Here is an 18,991-nt window from a genome sequence, read left to right as displayed (position 1 = left end):
GGGGCGCGCCGGCCGGATTCATTGCTCGCCGATGCGGCGGATCAGCGGGATCGCGGCGGCGAGCGTGCCGATGTCTTCGGGATCGAGTTGCGCGATCGCGGCGCCGAGCCACTTGTGCTTCGCGGCGTTGCGCTTGAGCCGCGCGTCGAGGCCGGCCGCGGTCAGCCGGAACAGGATCTGGCGGCCGTCGGTCGGATGCGGTTCGCGTTCGACGAGGCCATCTTCCTCGAGGCTGGCAAGCGTCGCCTTCATCGACTGCGGCTTCATCGCTTCGGCGCGCGCGAGGTCGGCGGTCGTCATCGGCCCGTGCCGTTCGAGTCGCGCGAGCGCGCTCGTTTGGGACATGCCGAGCCCGCCGGATTCGATCTCGGAGCGGAGCCGGCGGATCAACTGGCCGACCGCGAGGGTCAGATCGGCGGCGACGATATCGGCGGAAACGCCGGATTTGCGTGGCGGGTTCATGCGGCGGATCATAGGGCACGACAGTTAAACTTGCAAGTTTAACTGTCGAATTGATCGCCGGATCGCGGTGCAGCCGGGCGGGTGGTTACGCGCCGGGGAGTGGGACCGGTACGACTTCGCTGTATCGCGGGGTCGCGCTTTCGTGCAGCAGGTCGCCGAGGTATTGCGCCAGTTCGTCGGCGGCAAGCTCGGACGGAATGTGCAGGTTTGCCGGGCGCCGCTTGCCCTCGGCGCCGAGAGCGAACACGATCCAGCGGTCGTTCTTGCGGACGACGGCGAGTAGCCGGCCAAATGCGTTGAAGCGGTATTCGTCCTGCATGGCGTCGCTCCGTGACGGTGAACGCGCCGGCCGCCCGTGCGCGCTTACTGGATCGAGCAGGACAGCCAGCGGTGGATCTTGATGGCATCGCTCGAGACGCCCGCGCGCGTTGGCGCACCGAGCAGCACGACCGTTTCGCGGCGGCCCTTCACCCGCATGCGCATCACGACGCCGTGGCCCGACTCGTTGATGAAGCCGGTCTTCTGCAGCCGGATCGGCAGGCGGCGGTAGCGGACGAGCGGGTCGGAATTCACATACAGCAGCTCGCCGTCGCCCGGGCGCACGGTGGTCGACGTATCCGTCGAGAAATAGCGGATCAGCGGATCCTGCGCGGCCGCGCCGACGAGCTTCGCGAGATCCTCCGCCGTCGACACGTTGTGCGGCGACAGGCCGGTGGGCTCGCGGAAGTGCGTATGACGCATGCCGAGCCGACGCGCTTCGCGGTTCATTGCCTTGACGAACGCGGCGCGTCCGCCCGGATAGTCGCGGCTCAGCACGGCGGCCGCGCGGTTTTCCGACGACATCAGCGCGATATGGAACATCTCGCGGCGCGACAGTTCCGAGCCGACCTGCAGGCGCGACCCGGTGAACTTGATCGTGTCGCGGTCGTGCGCGGTGACGCGCAGCACGCCGTTCAGCGGACGGTCGGCGTCGCGCGCGACGACGGCCGTCATCAGCTTCGAGATCGACGCGATCGGCCGCACGGTGCGTGCGTTGCGGGCCAGCAGCGGCGTGCCAGAGTCGACGTCTAGCACGTAGGCGGCGCGTGAATGGAGCGAGTTGACTGCGCGTGGGGTATAGCCGCAGCTCGCCATCAGGCGCGGCTTGACGGCCGGGCGCGGGCGTACCGCATTCGAACGTTTCGCGCGGCGCTGCTGCGGGGCCGGTGCCGCCTGGCGCTTGACTGCCTGGTGCTTCACGCGCGGGCGGCGGTGCTTGACGGCCTTCTGCTTACGCTGCGCGGGCTTTTTCCTGACGGCTTTCTTGACGACCTTTTTCGCATGCGGCTGCACATGCGCGACGCGCTGCGGCGTGTGACGTTGTGCGGACGACGCGTTCGTCGAGAAGGCGAACATCAGCATCGACAGGGCGACGAGCAGGGTGGTCCGGGCGAGAGGCAGGCGCGCGATGAGGCCGGTCAAGCGAAAGTCTCCTTGTCACGCGTGGCGAGGCGGCGTGAAATGCGTGGGCGGTCAGCGGGATGCGGAAAATTATACGGTCGATCGCGGAGCGATGACGATTGAAGGCGGGAAAAGATGCGCGATTCGGTGAAATTGGGCGACGCTGATCGGTGATTCGAGGAGGGCGCAGCGGCCTGCGCGCTTGCGGTCGCGCGATATATGACGCGATACGCGGCGCGATCGTGGATCGATAGCGCCGATGCTCAACGCGGCCAGTTACGCCGCGACACCACCGCGAAGCTGATCGCGATCGAACCCGTCACGGGGCGCGGCGGTGCGTCGTTCATCGCGCTCATCGCGTCCACCGCATCGCCGAAACGAAAGCGGCGGCCGCGGCCGTCGGCGCGTTCGGCACGACGCTTCGGAGCGCGCGGATCAGCCGTTGCGGCGCGCTCATCGAGGGCGGCCGGTGCGCACGACGTGTCGTCGGGCGGACATTCACAGATGAGATCTACAGACATGACGGTCGATTCCTGAAAGGGCATGTCCGTATTGAACGCCATCGCATTCGATCGGTAAAATGAATGTTTCGATCGTTACGATTCCTTTTAAGAATGGAATTGAAACTGCTGCGAACCTTCCTGACGGTCACTGAGCTGAGCCATTTCAGCCGCGCGGCCGATGCGCTGCACATGAGCCAGCCGGCACTGAGCAAGCAGATCGGCGCGCTCGAGGCGAGCCTCGGCGGCAAGCTGTTCGAGCGCGGCCGGCACGGCGCGGAACTCACCGCGTTCGGCGAGCGCTTCCTGCCCGATGCGCAGGCGCTGGTGCGCGATGCGGACGAGATTCTCACCCGCGCGCGTGAGCTGTCGAGCGGGCAGCGCGGCCATTTGCGGCTGGGCATCTGCCTGTCGGTGCTGACGCTCGTCCCGAAGCTCGTCGCGGAATTTCGCAGCCGGAATCCCGGCATTGCCGTGACGTTGAGCGACCTGTCGTCCGCGGAGCAGACGCGCCGGTTGCGCGCGGGCAAGCTCGATGCGGGATTCCTGCGCCTGCCGTCGGACGAAGATTTGTCGTCGTTCAAGGTGATCGACGAGGCGCTGGCGCTGGCGGTGCCGCCGCATCTCGGCCTGAAGCGCGTGCCCGCCGATCTCGGCACGCTCAACGAGATTGGCTTCATCGCGTTGCAGCGCGCACGCGGCCAAGGGTTGGCCGCGCAGGTCGACCGGTGGTGCGTCGAGCGCCGCTTCGTGCCGCACGTGACGCAGCAGGCCGAGGACGTGCAGTCGGTGCTTGCGTCGGTCGCGGCCGGCGCGGGCGTCGCGTTCATTCCGTCGCGTGCGCAATATCTGCTGCGCGACGCGACGGTATTGCCGCTCGACGGCAAGGACGCGAAGTGGCGCGTCGGGCTCGCATGGCTGTCGGATCGCGACGATCCCGTCACCACACGCTTCGTATCGTTCATGCGTGCCGCGATCAAGAATGCATGACGAACGAAGCGGTATAGTGTCCTCAGCCGGCAGCGGTCGCCCGATCGCAAGCCCCAGTCTCGCTCAACAACCACCACCCATGACTTCAGAATCCGACGACGCCCCGCTCGATCCCGCACTCGTCGCGACGCTCGCGACACTGAACGACGCCGCGGGCGATCCGGCCGGCAAGGCCTGGTCGCTGCCGAAGATCGCGAAACGCACGCAACTGCCGATGAGCACGCTGCGCCGCGTGCTCACGCAGCTCGACGCCGCGGGCCTGAGCGCGACGACGTTGAGCGAGGACGGTACCGGCAGCGCCGCGCTGACCGACGAAGGGCGCGCGGTGTGCGCGCAACTGTTCGGTGACTAATGCGAATGTACTGGAAGATGTGGGTCGTTATTATGGGTAAGTTTTCTTGTCGGGCTTATGTTATCTTTTGATTGGCGATAAATGTTTTTGGTAGGAGAGGTTTGGTCTTGTTGCCACGTGGTTGTTTGCTGTTTTTGTTATTGATGGTGCATTAGAAATCGGGGCGCCCGGAATGTTGCGGGTGATTATATTAAATAATGGATAATAACAATGGAATCTTCTAAAATTGATTTGAATATTCGCGGTGAAAATATTCAGGAGCTTTATACATGGTATCTCGATGGCCGTCTTATCGTAAATAGGCGCTATCAAAGAAAATTGGTTTGGACTATCGATGAAAAGCAACATCTGATCGATACTGTTGTTCGGCAATTTCCTCTTCCATTAATTCTTTTGGCCGAAGTTCATGTTGACGGGCAGCCGAGATTCGAGATTATTGATGGAATGCAGCGATTGAATGCGATATTCAGTTTTATTGAAAATAAATTTGCATTCAATAATGAGTATTTTGACTTGGAGACGATGGCGTCGTCGAAGCAGTTGCTCGATGAGGGGCGTTTGGGTCAAGGCGAAAATATTCTGCCTCGTAAAGTATGTGCTGCTTTTGCGAATTACAAAATACCTATTTCGACTTATAGAATCGATGATTCTGCTGATATCGATGAAATATTTAGAAGAATAAATTCCTTTGGACGGGTTCTGTCTGATCAGGAGATTCGGCAGGCTGGCGTTACGGGATCATTTTCAGATCTTGTTCGAACGCTGGCTACGGCGATTCGTGGCGACGTTTCGCATGACGATATCTTGCTGTTGAGTAAAATGGATGCAATTAGTATTACCAGTAAAGACCTCGAGTATGGAATTCGTGTCGAGGATATGTTCTGGGTTCGTCATGGGGTGCAGTTGAGAGAGGATATTCGCGATAGTCGAGATGAAGAGGTGATTGCTGACATCATCGCCTATATTGCGAGTCCGGACGAGGAGAAGCCGGCAAGTTCTCGGCAGGCTCGTGACGCATTCTACGGTAGATCCCGAGAGTCCACGGCAGAAGAGTTGGTTCGTGTTGCGGCAAAAAAGTCCGAAATTGACTCGCTGGTTTTTAAGTTTGGGATTTCGGCACTAGAGAAGACGATTCAGCAAACGGTTGATAATTTTGACGAGATCTTTGATGAGATAGGTGGATTTCGAAAAGTACTGAAGAACGTTTCTCCGAGGCATGGGACTTCACGATACTTTCAAGTTGTATTTCTTGCTCTCTATGAGCTTCTCTTTGTCGAGAAGTTGAGGATCGCCGATAAGAGAGGTTTGATAAAGGCGCTGGATGGCTTGGATAGGCATGTTGATATTTCGACGGGTGGACACTGGGCGGCAATTAATAGAAATAAAAATGTCGATCTTGTTAAGGGGTTGATCCGTAGAAGTTTTAGGGTTAATCCGGAAGATCCGGTGGCTCTTGTTGGGAAAACGGAATTCTTGAATTTGCTGTCGAGATCGAAAACAGAGGCGGCAAATTACGATTTTAAGCAAGGTTTGCATCGCTTGGATGGTGCCAGGAAATTTGATGATAATTCATTTTCCGGGGTGTTGGAGACGATATGTGCGCTTGCAAATTTGGGGAAGGGAAAGGTTGGGTATGTGATCCTTGGGGTTGCTGATAAAAAATCTGACGCCGAGAGGGTGCGGGAATTGTATGGGACGTCAATATTGAAGGCGGGTGAGTTTCATGTTGTCGGAGTCGATCGGGAGGCGGTGTTTCATACAAATATGGATAAATATCTTCAGTTTATTTCGGATAGAATCGCAGGAAGTAATCTGTCTGATGAGATAAGGATAAGGGTCGGATCTCAGATTGCGCCGATTGACTACATGGGGCGTACTTCGATCGTGGTTAGGGTCGAAGCCGGGAAAGAGCCCTGCTTCTTAGGTGACAAAATGTTTAGAAGGAACGGGGCGCAAACAGTGGAGGTGGCGGGGAAGGAGATAATTCAACTCGCAAGATTATTCAATTGACAAAAGGGTTGAATTTCGCACGATCTTGTTGAGTATTTCCAGCGCGAAAAAAATCTTTGTCGTTGATAAAAAATCTTTATGAGCACACGGATTCTGTGCGGGACGATGGTGGACGGGCGCTAGTACTCCCCCCATCCATCGTTCGACGTCTCACCACCGCACCGTCACGCCGCCCATCACCGAATGATCGTAGGTCTGGTCGTTCAGCCTGCGCCGGTAGCCGAGGTCGAGATCGAGCCACGGCTTCGGCGAATAGATCGCGCCCGCGATCACGAAGGCGGGATTCGCGCCGGCACCGCTTTCCGTGTGGCGCGACGTGCCGATGTCGGCCACGATCTGCAACGTGTCGGTCGCCTTGTAGATCGCCGCGCCGGACACGGCCCAGATCGACGTCAGGTCGCCCTGGCGATTCGGCTGGTACGTCATGCCCGCATTCGCGAGGAACGAAAACCGCGCGACGTCGAGCTGCGCGAGCAGCGTTGCGCCGGCGCCCACGCGGCCGGTGCCGAGGCCGCGCCGGTCGTTGCCGGTCGGCGCGGTCAGTTTCGGCTTCAGCGCGATCGACAGCGGGCCGCGCTCGACGAACCGCCATTTCATGCCGATCTCGACATCGCCGATTCCGGCGCCGTTTTCATCGGTGCGCGTTTGCAGATGCGTGTAAGGCGCGTTCACGTAGAGATCGACGTGTTCGCCGAACCCGCGCGTGAGCGTCGCGTTCCACAGCTGGTGGCGGCCGGTTTCTTCCTGTTTCGAGGTTTCCTCGGCGTTGAATTCGAACTGCCAGTTCGCGTTGCCCTGCGTGCCCGTGTCGTCGCTGACGAGCGGATGGGTGGCGAGCGCATCGAACGGCGCGAGGAAGGCGCTCGCGGCTGCGAGCGGAAGCATTCTTTTCATCGTGTCACCCGAGATGCGTGGCGAGCCTGCCGGCTTGCGCCCAGGGAGGCGCAGGCCGGCAGGTCGTCAAGCGAAGACGTTCAGAACCACTGCTTGTAGCGGCGCACGTAGATCGTCTTGACGATCTGCGCGAGCAGGATGTAGCCGACCATCGTCGCGGCGAGCCACAGCCAGAAGGTGCCCGGCAGGTGCATGAAGCCGAGCGATTCGGCGAACGGCGAGAACGGCAGCCAGCAGCCGATCGCGATCGCGGTGAACGTCGACAGCAGCACCGGCAGCGCGGCCGTGCTCTGCAGGAACGGGATCTTCTGCGTGCGCAGCAGGTGCACGACGAGCGTCTGCGAGACCAGGCTCTCGATGAACCAGCCCGAGTTCATCACGATCTGGCCGCCGGTGCCGCCGTTCAGGTGATACATCGCACCCGCGCCGAACACCGTCCACATCAGGATGTACGTCGTGATGTCGAACACCGACGACGTCGGCCCGACCCACAGCATGAAGCGGCTGATGTTGCCGGCTTCCCACTTGCGCGGCTTCTTCAGGAACTCGGGATCCATCTTGTCCCACGGCAGCAGCATCTGCGACGTGTCGTAAATCAGGTTCAGCACGAGCAGCTGCGTCGCGAGCATCGGCTCCCACGGCAGGAACGCGCTGGCGACGAGCACCGAGAACACGTTGCCGAAGTTCGAGCTGGCGGTCATGTTCAGGTACTTCAGGATGTTGCCGAACGTCTCGCGGCCCTTGATCACGCCTTCCTCGAGCACCATCAGGCTCTTTTCGAGCAGGATGATGTCCGCGGTTTCCTTCGCGATGTCGGCGCCGCTGTCGACCGAGATGCCGACGTCGGCGTCGCGCAGCGCGGGCGCATCGTTGATGCCGTCGCCGAGGAAGCCGACCGTGTGGCCGTTCGCCTGCAGCGCCTTGACGATGCGCGCCTTCTGCAGCGGCGTGAGCTTCGCGAACACGGTCGTGCGTTCGACGACTTCCGCGAGCGTCGCGTCGTCGAGCGCTTCGATTTCCGTGCCGAGGATCGGCTTGCCGGGCTCGAGGCCGACCTGGCGGCACACCTTCATCGTGACGACCGGGTTGTCGCCCGTCAGCACCTTCACCGCGACGCCGTTTTCGCGCAGCGCGGCGAGCGCCGGCGCGGCCGATTCCTTCGGCGGATCGAGGAAGGTCAGGAAGCCGCGCACGACGAGGTCGTGTTCGTCGGCGGTGCGGTACTGCTGGCGCTCGTCGCCGCGCGGGATCGTGCGCGTGGCGAGCACGAGCACGCGGAAGCCGTCCTCGTTGTACGCGCTGGCCTGTTCGAGCAGCCGCTTGCGCGCGACGAAGTCGAGCGGGCGCACGCCGTCCTCGTCCTGCACGTGCGTGGAGACGGCCAGCATTTCCTCGACCGCACCCTTGCAGATCAGCAGGTGCGTGCCGTGCCTGTCCTCGACGACGACCGACAGGCGGCGCCGCACGAAGTCGAACGGCAGTTCGTCGATCTTCTTGTAGCCCTGCGGCTTCACGCGCTCGCCGATCTCGTCGGCACGCGCGACGACCGCGATGTCGATCAGGTTCTTCTGGCCGCTCTGGTGGAAGCTGTTCAGCCAGCCGAGCCGCAGGATCTCCTCGTCCTTGTAGCCCGACAGGTCGAGGTGATGTTCGAGGATGATCTTGTCCTGCGTGAGCGTGCCGGTCTTGTCGGTGCACAGCACGTCCATCGCGCCGAAGTTCTGCACCGAGTTCAGCCGCTTGACGACGACCTTGCGGCGCGCCATTGCCACCGCGCCGCGCGCGAGGTTCGCGCTGACGATCATCGGCAGCATCTCCGGCGTGAGGCCCACGGCCACCGCGAGGGCGAACGTGAGCGCGCTCAGCCAGTCGCCCTTGGTCAGCCCGTTGATCATGAACACGATCGGCACCATCACGAACATGAACTTGATCAGCAGCCAGCTCACGCTCGCGACGCCGCGGTCGAAGCTCGTCTCGATGCGCTTGTGGCTCACGACGTTGCGCGCGAGCGAGCCGAAGTAGGTGTCCTCGCCGGTCGCGACGACGACGGCCGTCGCCGTGCCGCTGACGACGTTGGTGCCCATGAAGCAGACGTTCTCGAGATCGAGCAGCGATGCCGACGTATCGGTCGCGGAGTCGGCCGCGCGCGTGCCGGCGGATTTGCCGGCGACCGCGCCGAGCGTGTCGTACTTCTCGACGGGCAGCGCCTCGCCGGTCAGCACGGCCTGGCTGATGAACAGGTCGCGCGACGCGAGCAGGCGCACGTCCGCCGGGATCATGTCGCCGGCCGACAGGTGCACGATGTCGCCGGCCACGACTTCGCGCATCGGCACCTCGCGGCGTGTCGGCTCGGACGTGTCGGTCATGGCACGCTGCACGGTGGCCGTCGTGCGGACCATCGCCTTCAGCTTCTCGGCCGCGCGCAGCGAACGGAATTCCTGCACGAAGCGCAGCAGCGCGCTGATCGTGACCATCGTCAGCAGGATCGTCATGCCGACGTAGTCGCGATCGTCGGGCGCCGCGAAGTAGACGTCGGTGAAGAAGCTGATGGCGGCGAGTACCAGCAGCACGTAGACGAACGGATTGTGGAACGAGAGCAGCAGCTGGCGGGTCCAGTGCGGCGGCTTGTCGTGCGCGATTTCGTTCGGGCCGTAGTGCTGCAGGCGGTCGGCGGCCTGGTCGTAGGTGAGGCCGCGCGTGCTGGTGTTCAGCGACTTCAGCGTCTCTTCGAGCGGACGGGCCGCTTCCTGCGCGGCGCGCATGATGCGCGGGTCGTTCTGCTGGGCGCCGCCGGCCTTGATGAAGCCGCGCTGTTTCTTTTGCGATGTGTTGTGTCGTGTTGTCATGAGTCGCTCCTAGCGCACGAGGCGGCGGGCGGGGAGCGACCGTGACGTTATCGACGCACGAGCGCTCCCCGCCGCGTCGCGTCAGGCGCGATCGGCTGTGGATCGGTGAAGGCGGGAACGCTCGCCGGCGCGTGCGGTGCGGCCGGAGGGGCGATGCGTGACGTCGCACCGGCGAGCGGTAATCGACTACTGTCGTCTGAGTTCATCTGCACTCCTGTCGGTTGCGAATAGTCGGCACGGGCGATCGACGGCGACGCACGCACGAAGGCGCGCGGCCGGACGGCACGCGAACGGAAAACGCACGCAGCTGACGCTGCGCGCAACACGAACGCACGCGCGCGACGGCGCATCGCGTGCATTCGACAATAATGAAAATTCGGCGGGAGATCTGGCCAGTCAAGTCAGGCCGGAAGGACGCCGCATCCTGCTTCCCGGGATGCGGCAGAAGACGAGGCTCTGCGCGTTTTCCTCAGGCAGCAGTCGAGTTGGTCAAGCACCAACTACAACTCGCATCGGTGTTCACAGAACACTCCATGTAATTAGACGGGAGCGATGGTAATGGGTCGCTGTGCGAAGCGTCAACCCTTTTGTCAGTCGTTATTTCGAGAAACGTAATCGGGGTGAGGGGTGCGCGGCGCGCCGTCGGATCGACGCCAATGAAACGGCTGCGCGCATGCGATATCGGCATGCGCGCGGCCGTGTCGAAGCAGGTGGCGTATTAGTGGGCCGATGCGACGGCGGCCCCTGCATCGAGGATGCCCGAGCCCGCCGGCATCGCGGTGCACGACGTGCCGGCCGCGAGCTTGGCCGTGCGCGTGCCGCCCTGCAGCTTCTGCTGGATCTGCGCGGGCGTGAGGTTGCCGTTCACCGACAACATCAGCGCGGCAACCCCCGTCACTTGCGGCGTGGCGAGGCTGGTGCCGTTCGCGAGGCCGTAGGTGTCCGAGCCCGGGGTCGTCGTGCCGGTATTCGACGTCGACAGGATGTTGACGCCCGGCGCGCTCAGCGACACATCGGGGCCGAAGTTGCTGAACGACGCGCGGCGGCCGGTCGCGTCGGTGGCGCCGACGCTGATCACGCCGCGGCAGTTCGCGGGCTGGTCGAGCCCGGTCGACAGGCCGTCGTTGCCCGCGGCGACGATGACGGTCACGCCCTTCGCGGTCACGTCGTCGATGGCCTGCTGGAACGTCGAGCTGCACGCGCCGACCCCACCGAGGCTCAGGTTGATGACCTTCGCGGGGCGCGGGTTGTTCGGCACGCCGTTCACCGCGATGCCGGCGGCCCAGCGCATCCCGTCGGCGATGTCGCTCGTCGTGCCGCCGCACTTGCCGAGCACGCGCACCGGCAGGATCTGGCCGAGCCACGACACGCCGGCGATGCCGGTGCCGTTGTTGGCGGTCGCGCCGATCACGCCCATCACGCGCGTGCCGTGCCAGCTGCTGTCGCTCGGCTGGCTCGCGCAGTGATAGTACGGACCGTTTGCGTTGTCGAGTTCCTGCTGCGTGACCCAGTCGCCCGGGTCGGTCGCGTCAGGGCTGCGGGTCAGGCCGTTGTTGCTGGTGTTGACGTTGCTGATGAAGCTGTAGCCGGACAGGATGTTGCCGACGAGGTCGGCGTGCGGCCGGTAGCCCGTGTCGAGCACGGCCGTGACGACGGTCGGCGAACCCTTGGTCGCGTTCCACGCGGGCGGCAGGTTGATCCCGGCGGTCGGGTCGGACAGGTACCACTGCTGGCTGTAGAGCGGGTCGCTCGGCGTGTCGCGGATCTGCATCGGATGATCCGGTTCCGCGTAGTCGACGTCGGAATCGGCTGCGAATGCCTGCGCGAGCGCGGCTGCGTCGGTGGCGGCCATGCGCTGGCCGAGCGACAGCACGGTCGCGCCGTTCGAGATCGTCCGCTCGACCTGCACGTTCACCGGCGTTTGCCCGACCGTGCTTGCATACGCACGTGCGCTGCCGGCGACCGGCGCCGTCCAGCGCGTCAGCGAGCGCTGGATCACTGCGTCGAGCCGCGTCCCGTTATCGACGGCGGCCATCGCACGCGTGGCCGTCAGCGTCTTCAGCTTGACGATCAGGTGATCGATCGGCGGTTCGGTCTGCGCGGTCTGCGCGGCCATCTGCACGGCGGCCTGCTGCGTCGTGCACGCATTGCTGCCGGACGACGTGGGCGGGTTCGTGGGATTGGACGGCGCGGGAGACGGCGTGGGGGCAGGGGCAGGGGCAGGCGCTGCGTTGGAAGAAGACGGGTTGCTGCCGTCGCCGCCGCCTCCGCCGCCGCAACCGGCGAGGGGCAGGAGGGCGGCGGCGGACAGCATGCCGGCGAGCATGCGCGCATGTGCGGAGCGCGCCAGCGCAAAATTGAAACGCTTGGTTCTCATGTTGAAACTCGATCCTCGTAGATGACCGTCGTGCCGGCGGTGGCGCTGGTCCGGCTGACCCGGACCTTGTCTTTTTTGTCTGACGGTTGCAGCCAGGTTGCTGCGACGCGCCATGCACTGGGTAACGGCCAGCGCGGCGGCTTCTTGAGTGCGTTTCACGAGAAAAACCGGGGTGGGCGCAAACGATTACGTTGCTGCGTTGCAGCATGAACGCGTGTTTGGAACGCGTGGCACAAAAGGTGGGGCGAGTCCGTGTGCGGCCGGTCGGGCGACACGGGCGGCGCGGGCGCGTTTGCGCGGTACGGAAAACATCTTTCACGGCCCGGCCGCGACGGAAGGTTGATGACGCTTTCCCTGATGCGACGCGAATTTTGTCGGGCGTACGATCGCGATTCGACCAACGTTTCGTCAGGAGAAAAGCATGGATCGCCGCTTACGCTGGCTGGCCGTCGCGCTGTCCTGTGCGCTGGCGGGCACCGCGCACGCGCAGGCCCTCACCGGCACGCTGAAGAAGATCAAGGACACGGGTGTCGTGTCGCTGGGCATTCGCGAATCGTCGGTGCCGTTCTCGTATTCGGACAACCAGCAGAAGAACATCGGCTATTCGCGGGACATCGCGTCGCGCATCATCGATCAGTTGAAGACGGAACTGAACGCGCCGAACCTCGCCGTGAAGGAAATCCCGATCACGTCGCAGAACCGGATTCCGCTATTGCAGAACGGGACGATCGATTTCGAATGCGGATCGACGACGAACACGCTCGAACGGCAGAAGCAGGCCGCGTTCTCGAACAGCATCTTTCTGTATGGCATCCGCTTCAGCACGCGCAAGGATTCCGGCGTGAAGGACTTCGCGGACCTGGCCGGCAAGACGGTCGCGACGACGGCCGGCACGTCGGACGAGCGCCTGCTGCGCAAGCTCAACGAAGAGAAGGCGATGAACATGACGATCATCAGCGCGAAGGATCATGCCGAAGCGTTCATGAACGTCACGACCGGGCGCGCGGTGGCGTTCGTGATGGACGAGCCGCTGCTGTACGGCGAGATCGCGAAGGACCGCAACCCGGGCGCGTACACGGTGACGGGCACGCCGCTCGTCCACGAGAACTACGCGTGCATGATGCGCAGGGACGATCCGGCGTTCAAGCACGTGGTCGACGGCGTGATCGCGAAGATGCAGACGTCGGGCGCGGCCGAGAAGCTCTACAACCAGTGGTTCACGCAGCCGATTCCGCCCAAGGGCGTGAGCCTGAACTATCCGCTGTCGGCGGAGATGAAGCAGCTGTTCAGGAATCCAACGGATCAGGCGCAGTATTGATTCGGCCGTCGCAATGAAAAACCGCCGGCGTATGCCGGCGGTTCGAGCGCGCCGCGCCGAGCGCGGCGAAGCGTGTCAGGCCTTGATTTCCGCGCCGCGCGCGGCGGGGGCGGCAGGGGCGGCCGGCGTTGCCGGGGCCGTCGAACGCACCGACGGCTGCGCCGGCACGATGACGAGCACCGGCTCGGGCATGGCCCACGGCGCCATCGCGAAGCCGACGGGCTGCGGCACCGGCATCGCGAACGCATTGGCGAGCGCGATGTGCTGGAGCGCCATCATCTGCTGCTGCATCGCGACCATCTGCGCCTGAGCCGCCTGCATCCGGTACTGCGCGGCCTGCATTTGCCGCAACGCTGCCGCGGGCGGCAGGCCGCCCGACGACGACGTCTGCATCTCGAAGCTCGCGCCGCCTTGCGGGCTGTGCCAGCTCCACGTGCTGACCTTCATCGGGCCGACGGCCGTCTGGACGACGCGCGTTTCGGCTTTCACGGGCACGGCCTGCCCGTCGACGTTGACGAACATCGGTTGGGCGGCCGCCGCGCCGGCCTGCCCGGCCAGGGCGAACACGGGCACCAGCGCCAGCGCGCCCGCCGCCATATACGAACGGAATCGCATCTTCGTATCTCCATCAAACGAGACTGATCGAATCAACAATGACGTGCGGCTCACGGAGTGAGCCATCCGGGACAATGCAGCCGTCGGCTTAAATCAACATTAAAACCGCCGCCGGCCGGCCCGGTCAGCGCAGGTCAGGACGCTCCGCAATCGGCATTCAACCTCGCCCGTGCCAGGGGAATCCTGTCGCCCGATGCAACAACAGGCACAATACGGAATTCGCCGCGACACGCACGCGTGTTCGCCATTCGAACATCGCACGGCTGCGCCGCTGCTGTCCGACCTCCTTCCCCGTCGTCATGAACGCCACGCTCATCCCCGCGCGCGAGTCGAATTCGCCGCGTTTCCTGCTGTTCCTGATCTGCCTGTTCGCGTCCGCCGGCCAGCTCGCGATCGACATCTACGTGCCCGCGCTGCCCGACATGGCACGTTCGTTCGCCACCACGCCGCAGGCGATCCAGTCGAGCGTGTCCGGCTACATGGCGGCCTACGCGCTCGGCCAGCTGATTTTCGGGCCGGTCGCGGATGCCTACGGGCGCAAGCGTGTGCTCGCGTTCGGGCTCGTGATCTACACGATCGGCTGCCTGCTGTCGCTCGGCGCGCAGAACCTGGAGACGTTCGTGCTCGCGCGCTGCCTGCAGGGCTTCGGGATCGCGACCACCAACCTGCTCGCGAAGGCGATCATCACCGATTCGTTCGCCGGCCAGGCGCTGATGCACGCGTTTACGTACATGTCGATCGCGTGGGGGCTGGCACCGATCGTCGCACCGGTGATCGGCGCGCACCTGCAGGAATGGTTCGGCTGGCGCGCATGCCTCGTGTTCCTGCTCGTGTACTCGCTGGTGATGTGGGCGCTGCTGTGGCGTTACCGCGAAACCTTGCCGAAACCCGTGCATCTCGAGCCGCGCACGCTGATGACGAATGCGGGCAAGGTGCTGGCGAGCCCGGTGTTCCAGAGCTGCTTCCTCGCACAGGGGCTGTGCTACAGCATCCTGCTCGTGTTCAACATCGTCGGGCCGTTCATGGTGCAGACCACGCTGCACAAGCCGCCGACTTTCTTCGGCTATCTCGCGCTCGGGATCGGGTTGATGTATTTCCTCGGCGGCCTGTCGAACCGGATTCACCGGCCCGGGCTGCCGAGCGCCGAGCAACGGCTGCGCATCGGCGCGCGCGTGATGGCCGGCGCGTCGGTCGCGATGCTGGTGCTGGCGCTGACCGTCGGGTTGCGCGTCTGGACGCTCGCGACGCCGGTGCTCGTGATGGGTTTCTGCGCGGGCGCGATGTATCCGACGCTGATGGCCAAGGGCAATTCGCTGTTTCCGCATATCGCCGGCCTGACGAGCGCGATCCTCGGATGCGCGCTGCTGCTGGTGTCGTCCGCGATGATGGGGCTGGCCGGCTTCGTGTCGATTCACGTGCTGACGCCGCTCGCGGTGTTCTTCGTCGTGCTGTCGTGCATCGTCGTGTGGATGGTCACCAAGCTGTTGCGATACCTGTCGCAGCAGCAGGCGCAGGCCGCGCCCGTCGCGTGCGGCCGCGAAGAGGCCGCGTAAGTGCCGCCTGTCGACCGGGCCGTGAGCCCGATCCTGCTGAACCGCGTCGCCCGTACCGACGCCGCTGACCTGCTCGCCGCCAACCGCGCGAGCCGGAGCCACCATCTCCCGTGGGTCGATTCGTTCACCGACCAGGCGGGATTCGACCAGTGGTTCGGCCGCTGCCTCACGGGGCCGAACGTCGGCCTCGTCGCACGCGAACGCACGTCCGGGGCGGTGGTCGGCGTGGTGAACCTCAACGAGATCGTCGGCGGCGTGTTCCAGAGCGCGTATCTCGGGTACTACGGGATGGTGGAATTCAGCCGTACAGGGCTGATGACCGAAGCCCTGCGCGCGGCGATCGGCGTCGCGTTCGGCGAACTCGGGCTGCATCGGCTCGAAGCGAACATCCAGCCCGGCAACCACGCGTCGATTGCGCTGGTTCGGCGGCTCGGTTTCACGAAAGAGGGTTTTTCGCCGCGCTATCTGCGCATCGGCGGCGAATGGCGCGACCACGAACGGTGGGCGCTGCTGGCCGACAGCAAGCCCCAAGCGCGCCCCTGACGCCCGATACCGGGCGATCTTCTTCCCGCCGCCGGCCGCCTACAGCGGATGCGCCGCGCCGGCCTGCGTCAGCAGCGATACGGCCGCCGGATCCGGCATCCCGTTCGAGTCGATTGCACCGGCTTTCGCGAGGGCGACGAGATCGCTGTCGACACCCGGTTGCCCGACCGTGAACGATGTCGTCAGGAACGCCGGCGTGGTGAGCGCCACCGAATAGCGCTGCTGCAGGTTCGTCACCACGGCCGATTGCGCGGCCTGTACGGTGTTCGCGCTGTTCATCGCCTGCTGATAGCGCGAATTCCCCTGGAAATTGCCGATCAAGGTGGCCGTGTTCGTACCGAGCTGGGCGGCGAGATAGACGAGCATCAGCTCGGTCTCGGGCGTCGTATTGAACGTGCCGCCCGCATACGCGAGCGAATGCAGGCTCGTGCCGCCGGACGTCACGGTGATCACGCACGGCAGCGCCGCATTGACCGTCACGCGGTAGTTGCCGCCGCCGTCCGTCAGCGTCGTCGCCGACCCTGCCGCGCAACTGACTGTTACCTGCGCGCTGGCGAGCGCGCCGCCCGTCGCGGCCGTGCCGGACAGCGCGACGGTCTGCGTGTTGTTGTTGTTGTTGAAGCAGGCATCGACGCCGAAGCAGGCATCGCCGTTGCATGCCTGGAGCGTCGCGAGGGTGGCGAGGCAGAGGGTGCTCAGCGCGGGGCGGATGAAGCGCCTGGGGTGAATGTTCATGGTCGCGGGCCTTGACGAGAGTGGGGCAACCGGTCGGCGCCGAAAATGCGGCGCCGTTCCTATTCTAGGTCCCGAATCGGGGCGCTGCTTGGCCGTTGGGTCAGTTCGGCCCGCGCGCGGCCGCCTTCGCGAACGCGCCGCGCACCTCGAAGCGTATCGTATCGGCCACCTTGCCGCGCGCATCGACGAGTTCGAGGCGGTGCCGGCCCGGCCACGGCATCCACGCGATGCGATCGGCATGCCCGATCACCTTGTCGTCGAGCCGCCACGCGAACTTCGTCGCGCGTCCGGCCGAGCGCTCGAACCAGATCCGCTGGTTCTTCGGCGGAATGTCCGGATCGATCGCGAAGATCGTGCCGTCGGTCGGCGTGCCGATCGTCAGCGGTGCGCGCGCGCCGTCCTTGCCCGGCGTGACGGGGGCGGCGAGCCGGATCGTGTCGACCGCCGTTCCCGCGATGAACCACTCGTTGCGCGACGGTTCGATATCGCGTTCGAACGTGATGCGGCGCGTCTCGACGCCGGCCGGCGCGCGCGGCGCACGGCTCGGCTGGTCGCGGTGCAGGTAGCCGACGACGGCCGACCACACCGGCGACGCGCCCGTGACGCCCGACACGTCCCACATCGGCGAGCCGTCCGCATTGCCGACCCACACGCCGACCGTATAGCGCGACGTGAAGCCGACGGTCCAGTTGTCACGCATGTCCTTGCTGGTGCCGGTCTTGACCGCCGAGAAGAAGCGCGTCGCGAGCGGATTGTCGAAGCCGAACGTGCGCACGCGCGCGTTGTTGTCGGAGAGGATGTCGGTCACGACGAAGCTGGCCGCGTCGCTGAACACGCGCGTGTCGTCGGCTGCGCGGGCGGGTGACGCGGCCGATGCGCCGGCTGCACCGGACGCCGGCGCCGGCACGTCGATGACTTTGCGCGCGACGCCGCCGTTCGCAAGCGCGCGGTACGCGTTGGTCAGCGACAGCAGCGTGACGTCCGCACTGCCGAGCGCGAGGCTGAAGCCGTAGTAGTCGCCTTCCTGCGCGAGCGGCAGGCCGAGCGCGGTCAGCGTGCGCGCGAAGCGGTGCGGCGTGACGAGCACGAGCGTGCGCACGGCCGGCACGTTCAGCGAGCCGCCGAGCGCGCTGCGCACGCTCACCCAGCCCTTGAAATCCTTGTCGTAGTTCTGCGGAATGTACAGGCCGCCGCCGGCGGCGAGGTTGATCGGCGCATCGTCGAGCAGCGACGCGGCCGTCAGCCGTTTCTCGTCGATCGCCTGCGCATACAGGAACGGCTTGAGCGTCGAGCCGGCCTGGCGCGGCGCGAGCACGGCATCGACGTCGCGCGCGCCCGACAGCGCGCCGGACGAGCCGACCCACGCGCGAATCTCGCCGGTCGCGTTGTCGATCACGACGACTGCGCCGTCCTGCACGTTGCGCCGGTGCGCGGGTGCGTTGAGTTCGGTCAGCGCGCGCACCAGCGTGTCGCGCGCGAAGCGCTGCAGCGGCGCATCGAGGGTCGTGCGTATCTGCGCGCCGGCCGTTGGCCGGACCTCGGCCGCGATGCGTCGCGCGAAGTGCGGGGCGAGGGCGGCGCCGTCGTCGCGCGCGGCGCCGGCCGGGCGCGCGGTGACGAGCTGCACGTAGCCGTCGAGCGACGCGCAGGCCTGCTCGGCATGCATGTCGCGCAGGATCCGGCATGCACGTTCGGCGACTTTCGCGGAGGTTGCGTTGGGCGCGCGCACGAGCGCGGCCGCGATCGCGGCTTCGCGGGCGTCGAGGCCCGACGGCGCCTTGCCGAACAGCACCTGCGACAGCGCGGCAAGGCCGATCGTCTCGCCGCGGAACGGCACGAGGTTCAGGTATGCCTCGAGCACCTGGTCCTTGCGCCAGCCGCGTTCGAGCAGCAGCGCGTTGACCGCCTGCGACGCCTTCTGCGGCAGCGAGCGCTGGCCCGAGCGGCGCGGCGAATCGCTGAGCAGCCCGGCGAGCTGCATCGTGACGGTCGACGCGCCGCGCGTGCGCTCGTTCCACAGGTTGCCCCACGCGGCGCCGGCGATGCCGCGCCAGTCGACGCCGCTGTGCTCATAAAAGCGCTTGTCTTCGGACACGACGATCGCCTCACGAAACGCGGGCGACACGTCGGCGAGCGACACCCAGTCGCCGCGCCGCTCGGTGAGGTCGACGCGCGTGCGCTGCAGCGGCGTGCCGTCGCGCGCGAGCAGCACCCAGTCGGAGCTGCGCCAGTTGCGGCGCACGTCGTCGTAGCTCGGCAGCGCATGCGCGACGAGCGGTGCGGCCAGCACGATGGCGACGAATACGCGGCCGGCGAAACGCGCCGGCCGCGGCAAACCCTGATCGATCATCGCTTG

Annotated in this window: 17 protein-coding genes; 7 read left to right on the top strand and 10 right to left on the bottom strand. The window is 65.0% G+C overall.

The annotated features are described in order from the left end of the window. Positions 1–18: 18 nt before the first annotated feature. The 4 genes from QZM35_RS07380 to QZM35_RS07365 form a co-directional block, all read right to left on the bottom strand. On the bottom strand, positions 19–474 hold the full coding sequence (locus QZM35_RS07380) for a MarR family winged helix-turn-helix transcriptional regulator (protein WP_301775694.1): 456 nt from the start codon (positions 472–474) through the stop codon (positions 19–21). A 73-nt stretch (positions 475–547) separates the two neighbouring features. Then, on the bottom strand, positions 548–781 hold the full coding sequence (locus QZM35_RS07375) for a hypothetical protein (RefSeq protein ID WP_089427257.1): 234 nt from the start codon (positions 779–781) through the stop codon (positions 548–550). 44 nt (positions 782–825) lie between these two features. Beyond that, positions 826–1,923, bottom strand: a complete 1,098-nt coding sequence (locus tag QZM35_RS07370) for a serine hydrolase (RefSeq protein WP_301775693.1) — start codon at positions 1,921–1,923, stop codon at positions 826–828. A gap of 242 nt (positions 1,924–2,165) precedes the next feature. Further along, entirely contained in the window at positions 2,166–2,465 is a 300-nt protein-coding gene (locus QZM35_RS07365) for a hypothetical protein (RefSeq protein ID WP_089432851.1), read from the bottom strand. Positions 2,466–2,516: 51 nt separating this feature from the next. Here QZM35_RS07365 and QZM35_RS07360 point away from each other — a divergent pair, with 51 nt between their 5' ends. From QZM35_RS07360 to QZM35_RS07350, 3 genes are all read left to right on the top strand, one after another. Then, positions 2,517–3,392, top strand: a complete 876-nt coding sequence (locus QZM35_RS07360) for a LysR family transcriptional regulator (RefSeq protein ID WP_301775692.1) — start codon at positions 2,517–2,519, stop codon at positions 3,390–3,392. 79 nt (positions 3,393–3,471) lie between these two features. After that, positions 3,472–3,744, top strand: a complete 273-nt coding sequence (locus tag QZM35_RS07355) for a transcriptional regulator (RefSeq protein WP_301775691.1) — start codon at positions 3,472–3,474, stop codon at positions 3,742–3,744. A gap of 210 nt (positions 3,745–3,954) precedes the next feature. Then, on the top strand, positions 3,955–5,754 hold the full coding sequence (locus QZM35_RS07350) for a DUF262 domain-containing protein (protein ID WP_301775690.1): 1,800 nt from the start codon (positions 3,955–3,957) through the stop codon (positions 5,752–5,754). Between the two features lie 150 nt (positions 5,755–5,904). Here QZM35_RS07350 and QZM35_RS07345 read toward each other — a convergent pair whose 3' ends face one another. The 3 genes from QZM35_RS07345 to QZM35_RS07335 all read right to left on the bottom strand — a co-directional run bounded on the left by QZM35_RS07345 (position 5,905) and on the right by QZM35_RS07335 (position 11,871). Continuing rightward, a complete protein-coding gene (locus QZM35_RS07345) occupies positions 5,905–6,648 on the bottom strand; it encodes a transporter (protein ID WP_301775689.1) in 744 nt (247 codons plus the stop codon). 80 nt (positions 6,649–6,728) lie between these two features. After that, positions 6,729–9,494, bottom strand: a complete 2,766-nt coding sequence (gene mgtA, locus QZM35_RS07340) for a magnesium-translocating P-type ATPase (protein ID WP_089427263.1) — start codon at positions 9,492–9,494, stop codon at positions 6,729–6,731. 718 nt (positions 9,495–10,212) lie between these two features. Continuing rightward, entirely contained in the window at positions 10,213–11,871 is a 1,659-nt protein-coding gene (locus QZM35_RS07335; protein WP_301775688.1) for a S8 family peptidase, read from the bottom strand. A gap of 21 nt (positions 11,872–11,892) precedes the next feature. On the opposite strand from QZM35_RS07335, the gene QZM35_RS07330 reads away from it, so the two are divergent. Both QZM35_RS07330 and QZM35_RS07325 read left to right on the top strand, forming a co-directional pair. Continuing rightward, entirely contained in the window at positions 11,893–12,081 is a 189-nt protein-coding gene (locus QZM35_RS07330; protein WP_301775687.1) for a hypothetical protein, read from the top strand. 211 nt (positions 12,082–12,292) lie between these two features. Further along, positions 12,293–13,189 (top strand): glutamate/aspartate ABC transporter substrate-binding protein, encoded by an 897-nt coding sequence (locus tag QZM35_RS07325; protein WP_089427267.1) that lies wholly within the window; start codon positions 12,293–12,295, stop codon positions 13,187–13,189. A gap of 75 nt (positions 13,190–13,264) precedes the next feature. Here QZM35_RS07325 and QZM35_RS07320 read toward each other — a convergent pair whose 3' ends face one another. Then, positions 13,265–13,804: a hypothetical protein gene (locus QZM35_RS07320; RefSeq protein WP_089427268.1), complete on the bottom strand. Its 540-nt coding sequence runs from the start codon at positions 13,802–13,804 to the stop codon at positions 13,265–13,267. A gap of 299 nt (positions 13,805–14,103) precedes the next feature. Between QZM35_RS07320 and QZM35_RS07315 the strand changes: the two genes are divergently transcribed. Both QZM35_RS07315 and QZM35_RS07310 read left to right on the top strand, forming a co-directional pair. Further along, the gene (locus QZM35_RS07315) at positions 14,104–15,357 is read left to right on the top strand and encodes a multidrug effflux MFS transporter (RefSeq protein WP_089427269.1); all 1,254 of its coding nucleotides are present in this window, start codon (positions 14,104–14,106) and stop codon (positions 15,355–15,357) included. 21 nt (positions 15,358–15,378) lie between these two features. Further along, positions 15,379–15,900 carry a GNAT family N-acetyltransferase gene (locus QZM35_RS07310; RefSeq protein ID WP_089427270.1) on the top strand — a complete coding sequence of 174 codons (522 nt, stop codon included), beginning with the start codon at positions 15,379–15,381 and terminating at the stop codon, positions 15,898–15,900. 39 nt (positions 15,901–15,939) lie between these two features. Here the strand turns inward: QZM35_RS07310 and QZM35_RS07305 are convergent, their stop codons facing one another. Then, complete coding sequence (locus QZM35_RS07305; RefSeq protein ID WP_301775686.1) at positions 15,940–16,635, bottom strand: hypothetical protein; 696 nt, start codon at positions 16,633–16,635, stop codon at positions 15,940–15,942. Between the two features lie 100 nt (positions 16,636–16,735). Continuing rightward, positions 16,736–18,985 (bottom strand): penicillin-binding protein 1C, encoded by a 2,250-nt coding sequence (pbpC, locus tag QZM35_RS07300; RefSeq protein ID WP_301775685.1) that lies wholly within the window; start codon positions 18,983–18,985, stop codon positions 16,736–16,738. Positions 18,986–18,991 lie beyond the last annotated feature (6 nt).

Origin of the sequence: Burkholderia sp. AU45274 (genome assembly GCF_030482505.1) — a bacterium.
Lineage (GTDB): Bacteria > Pseudomonadota > Gammaproteobacteria > Burkholderiales > Burkholderiaceae > Burkholderia.
The sequence above is the reverse complement of the archived record's forward strand: the minus strand, read 5'-3'. Positions and strand labels throughout refer to the sequence as shown.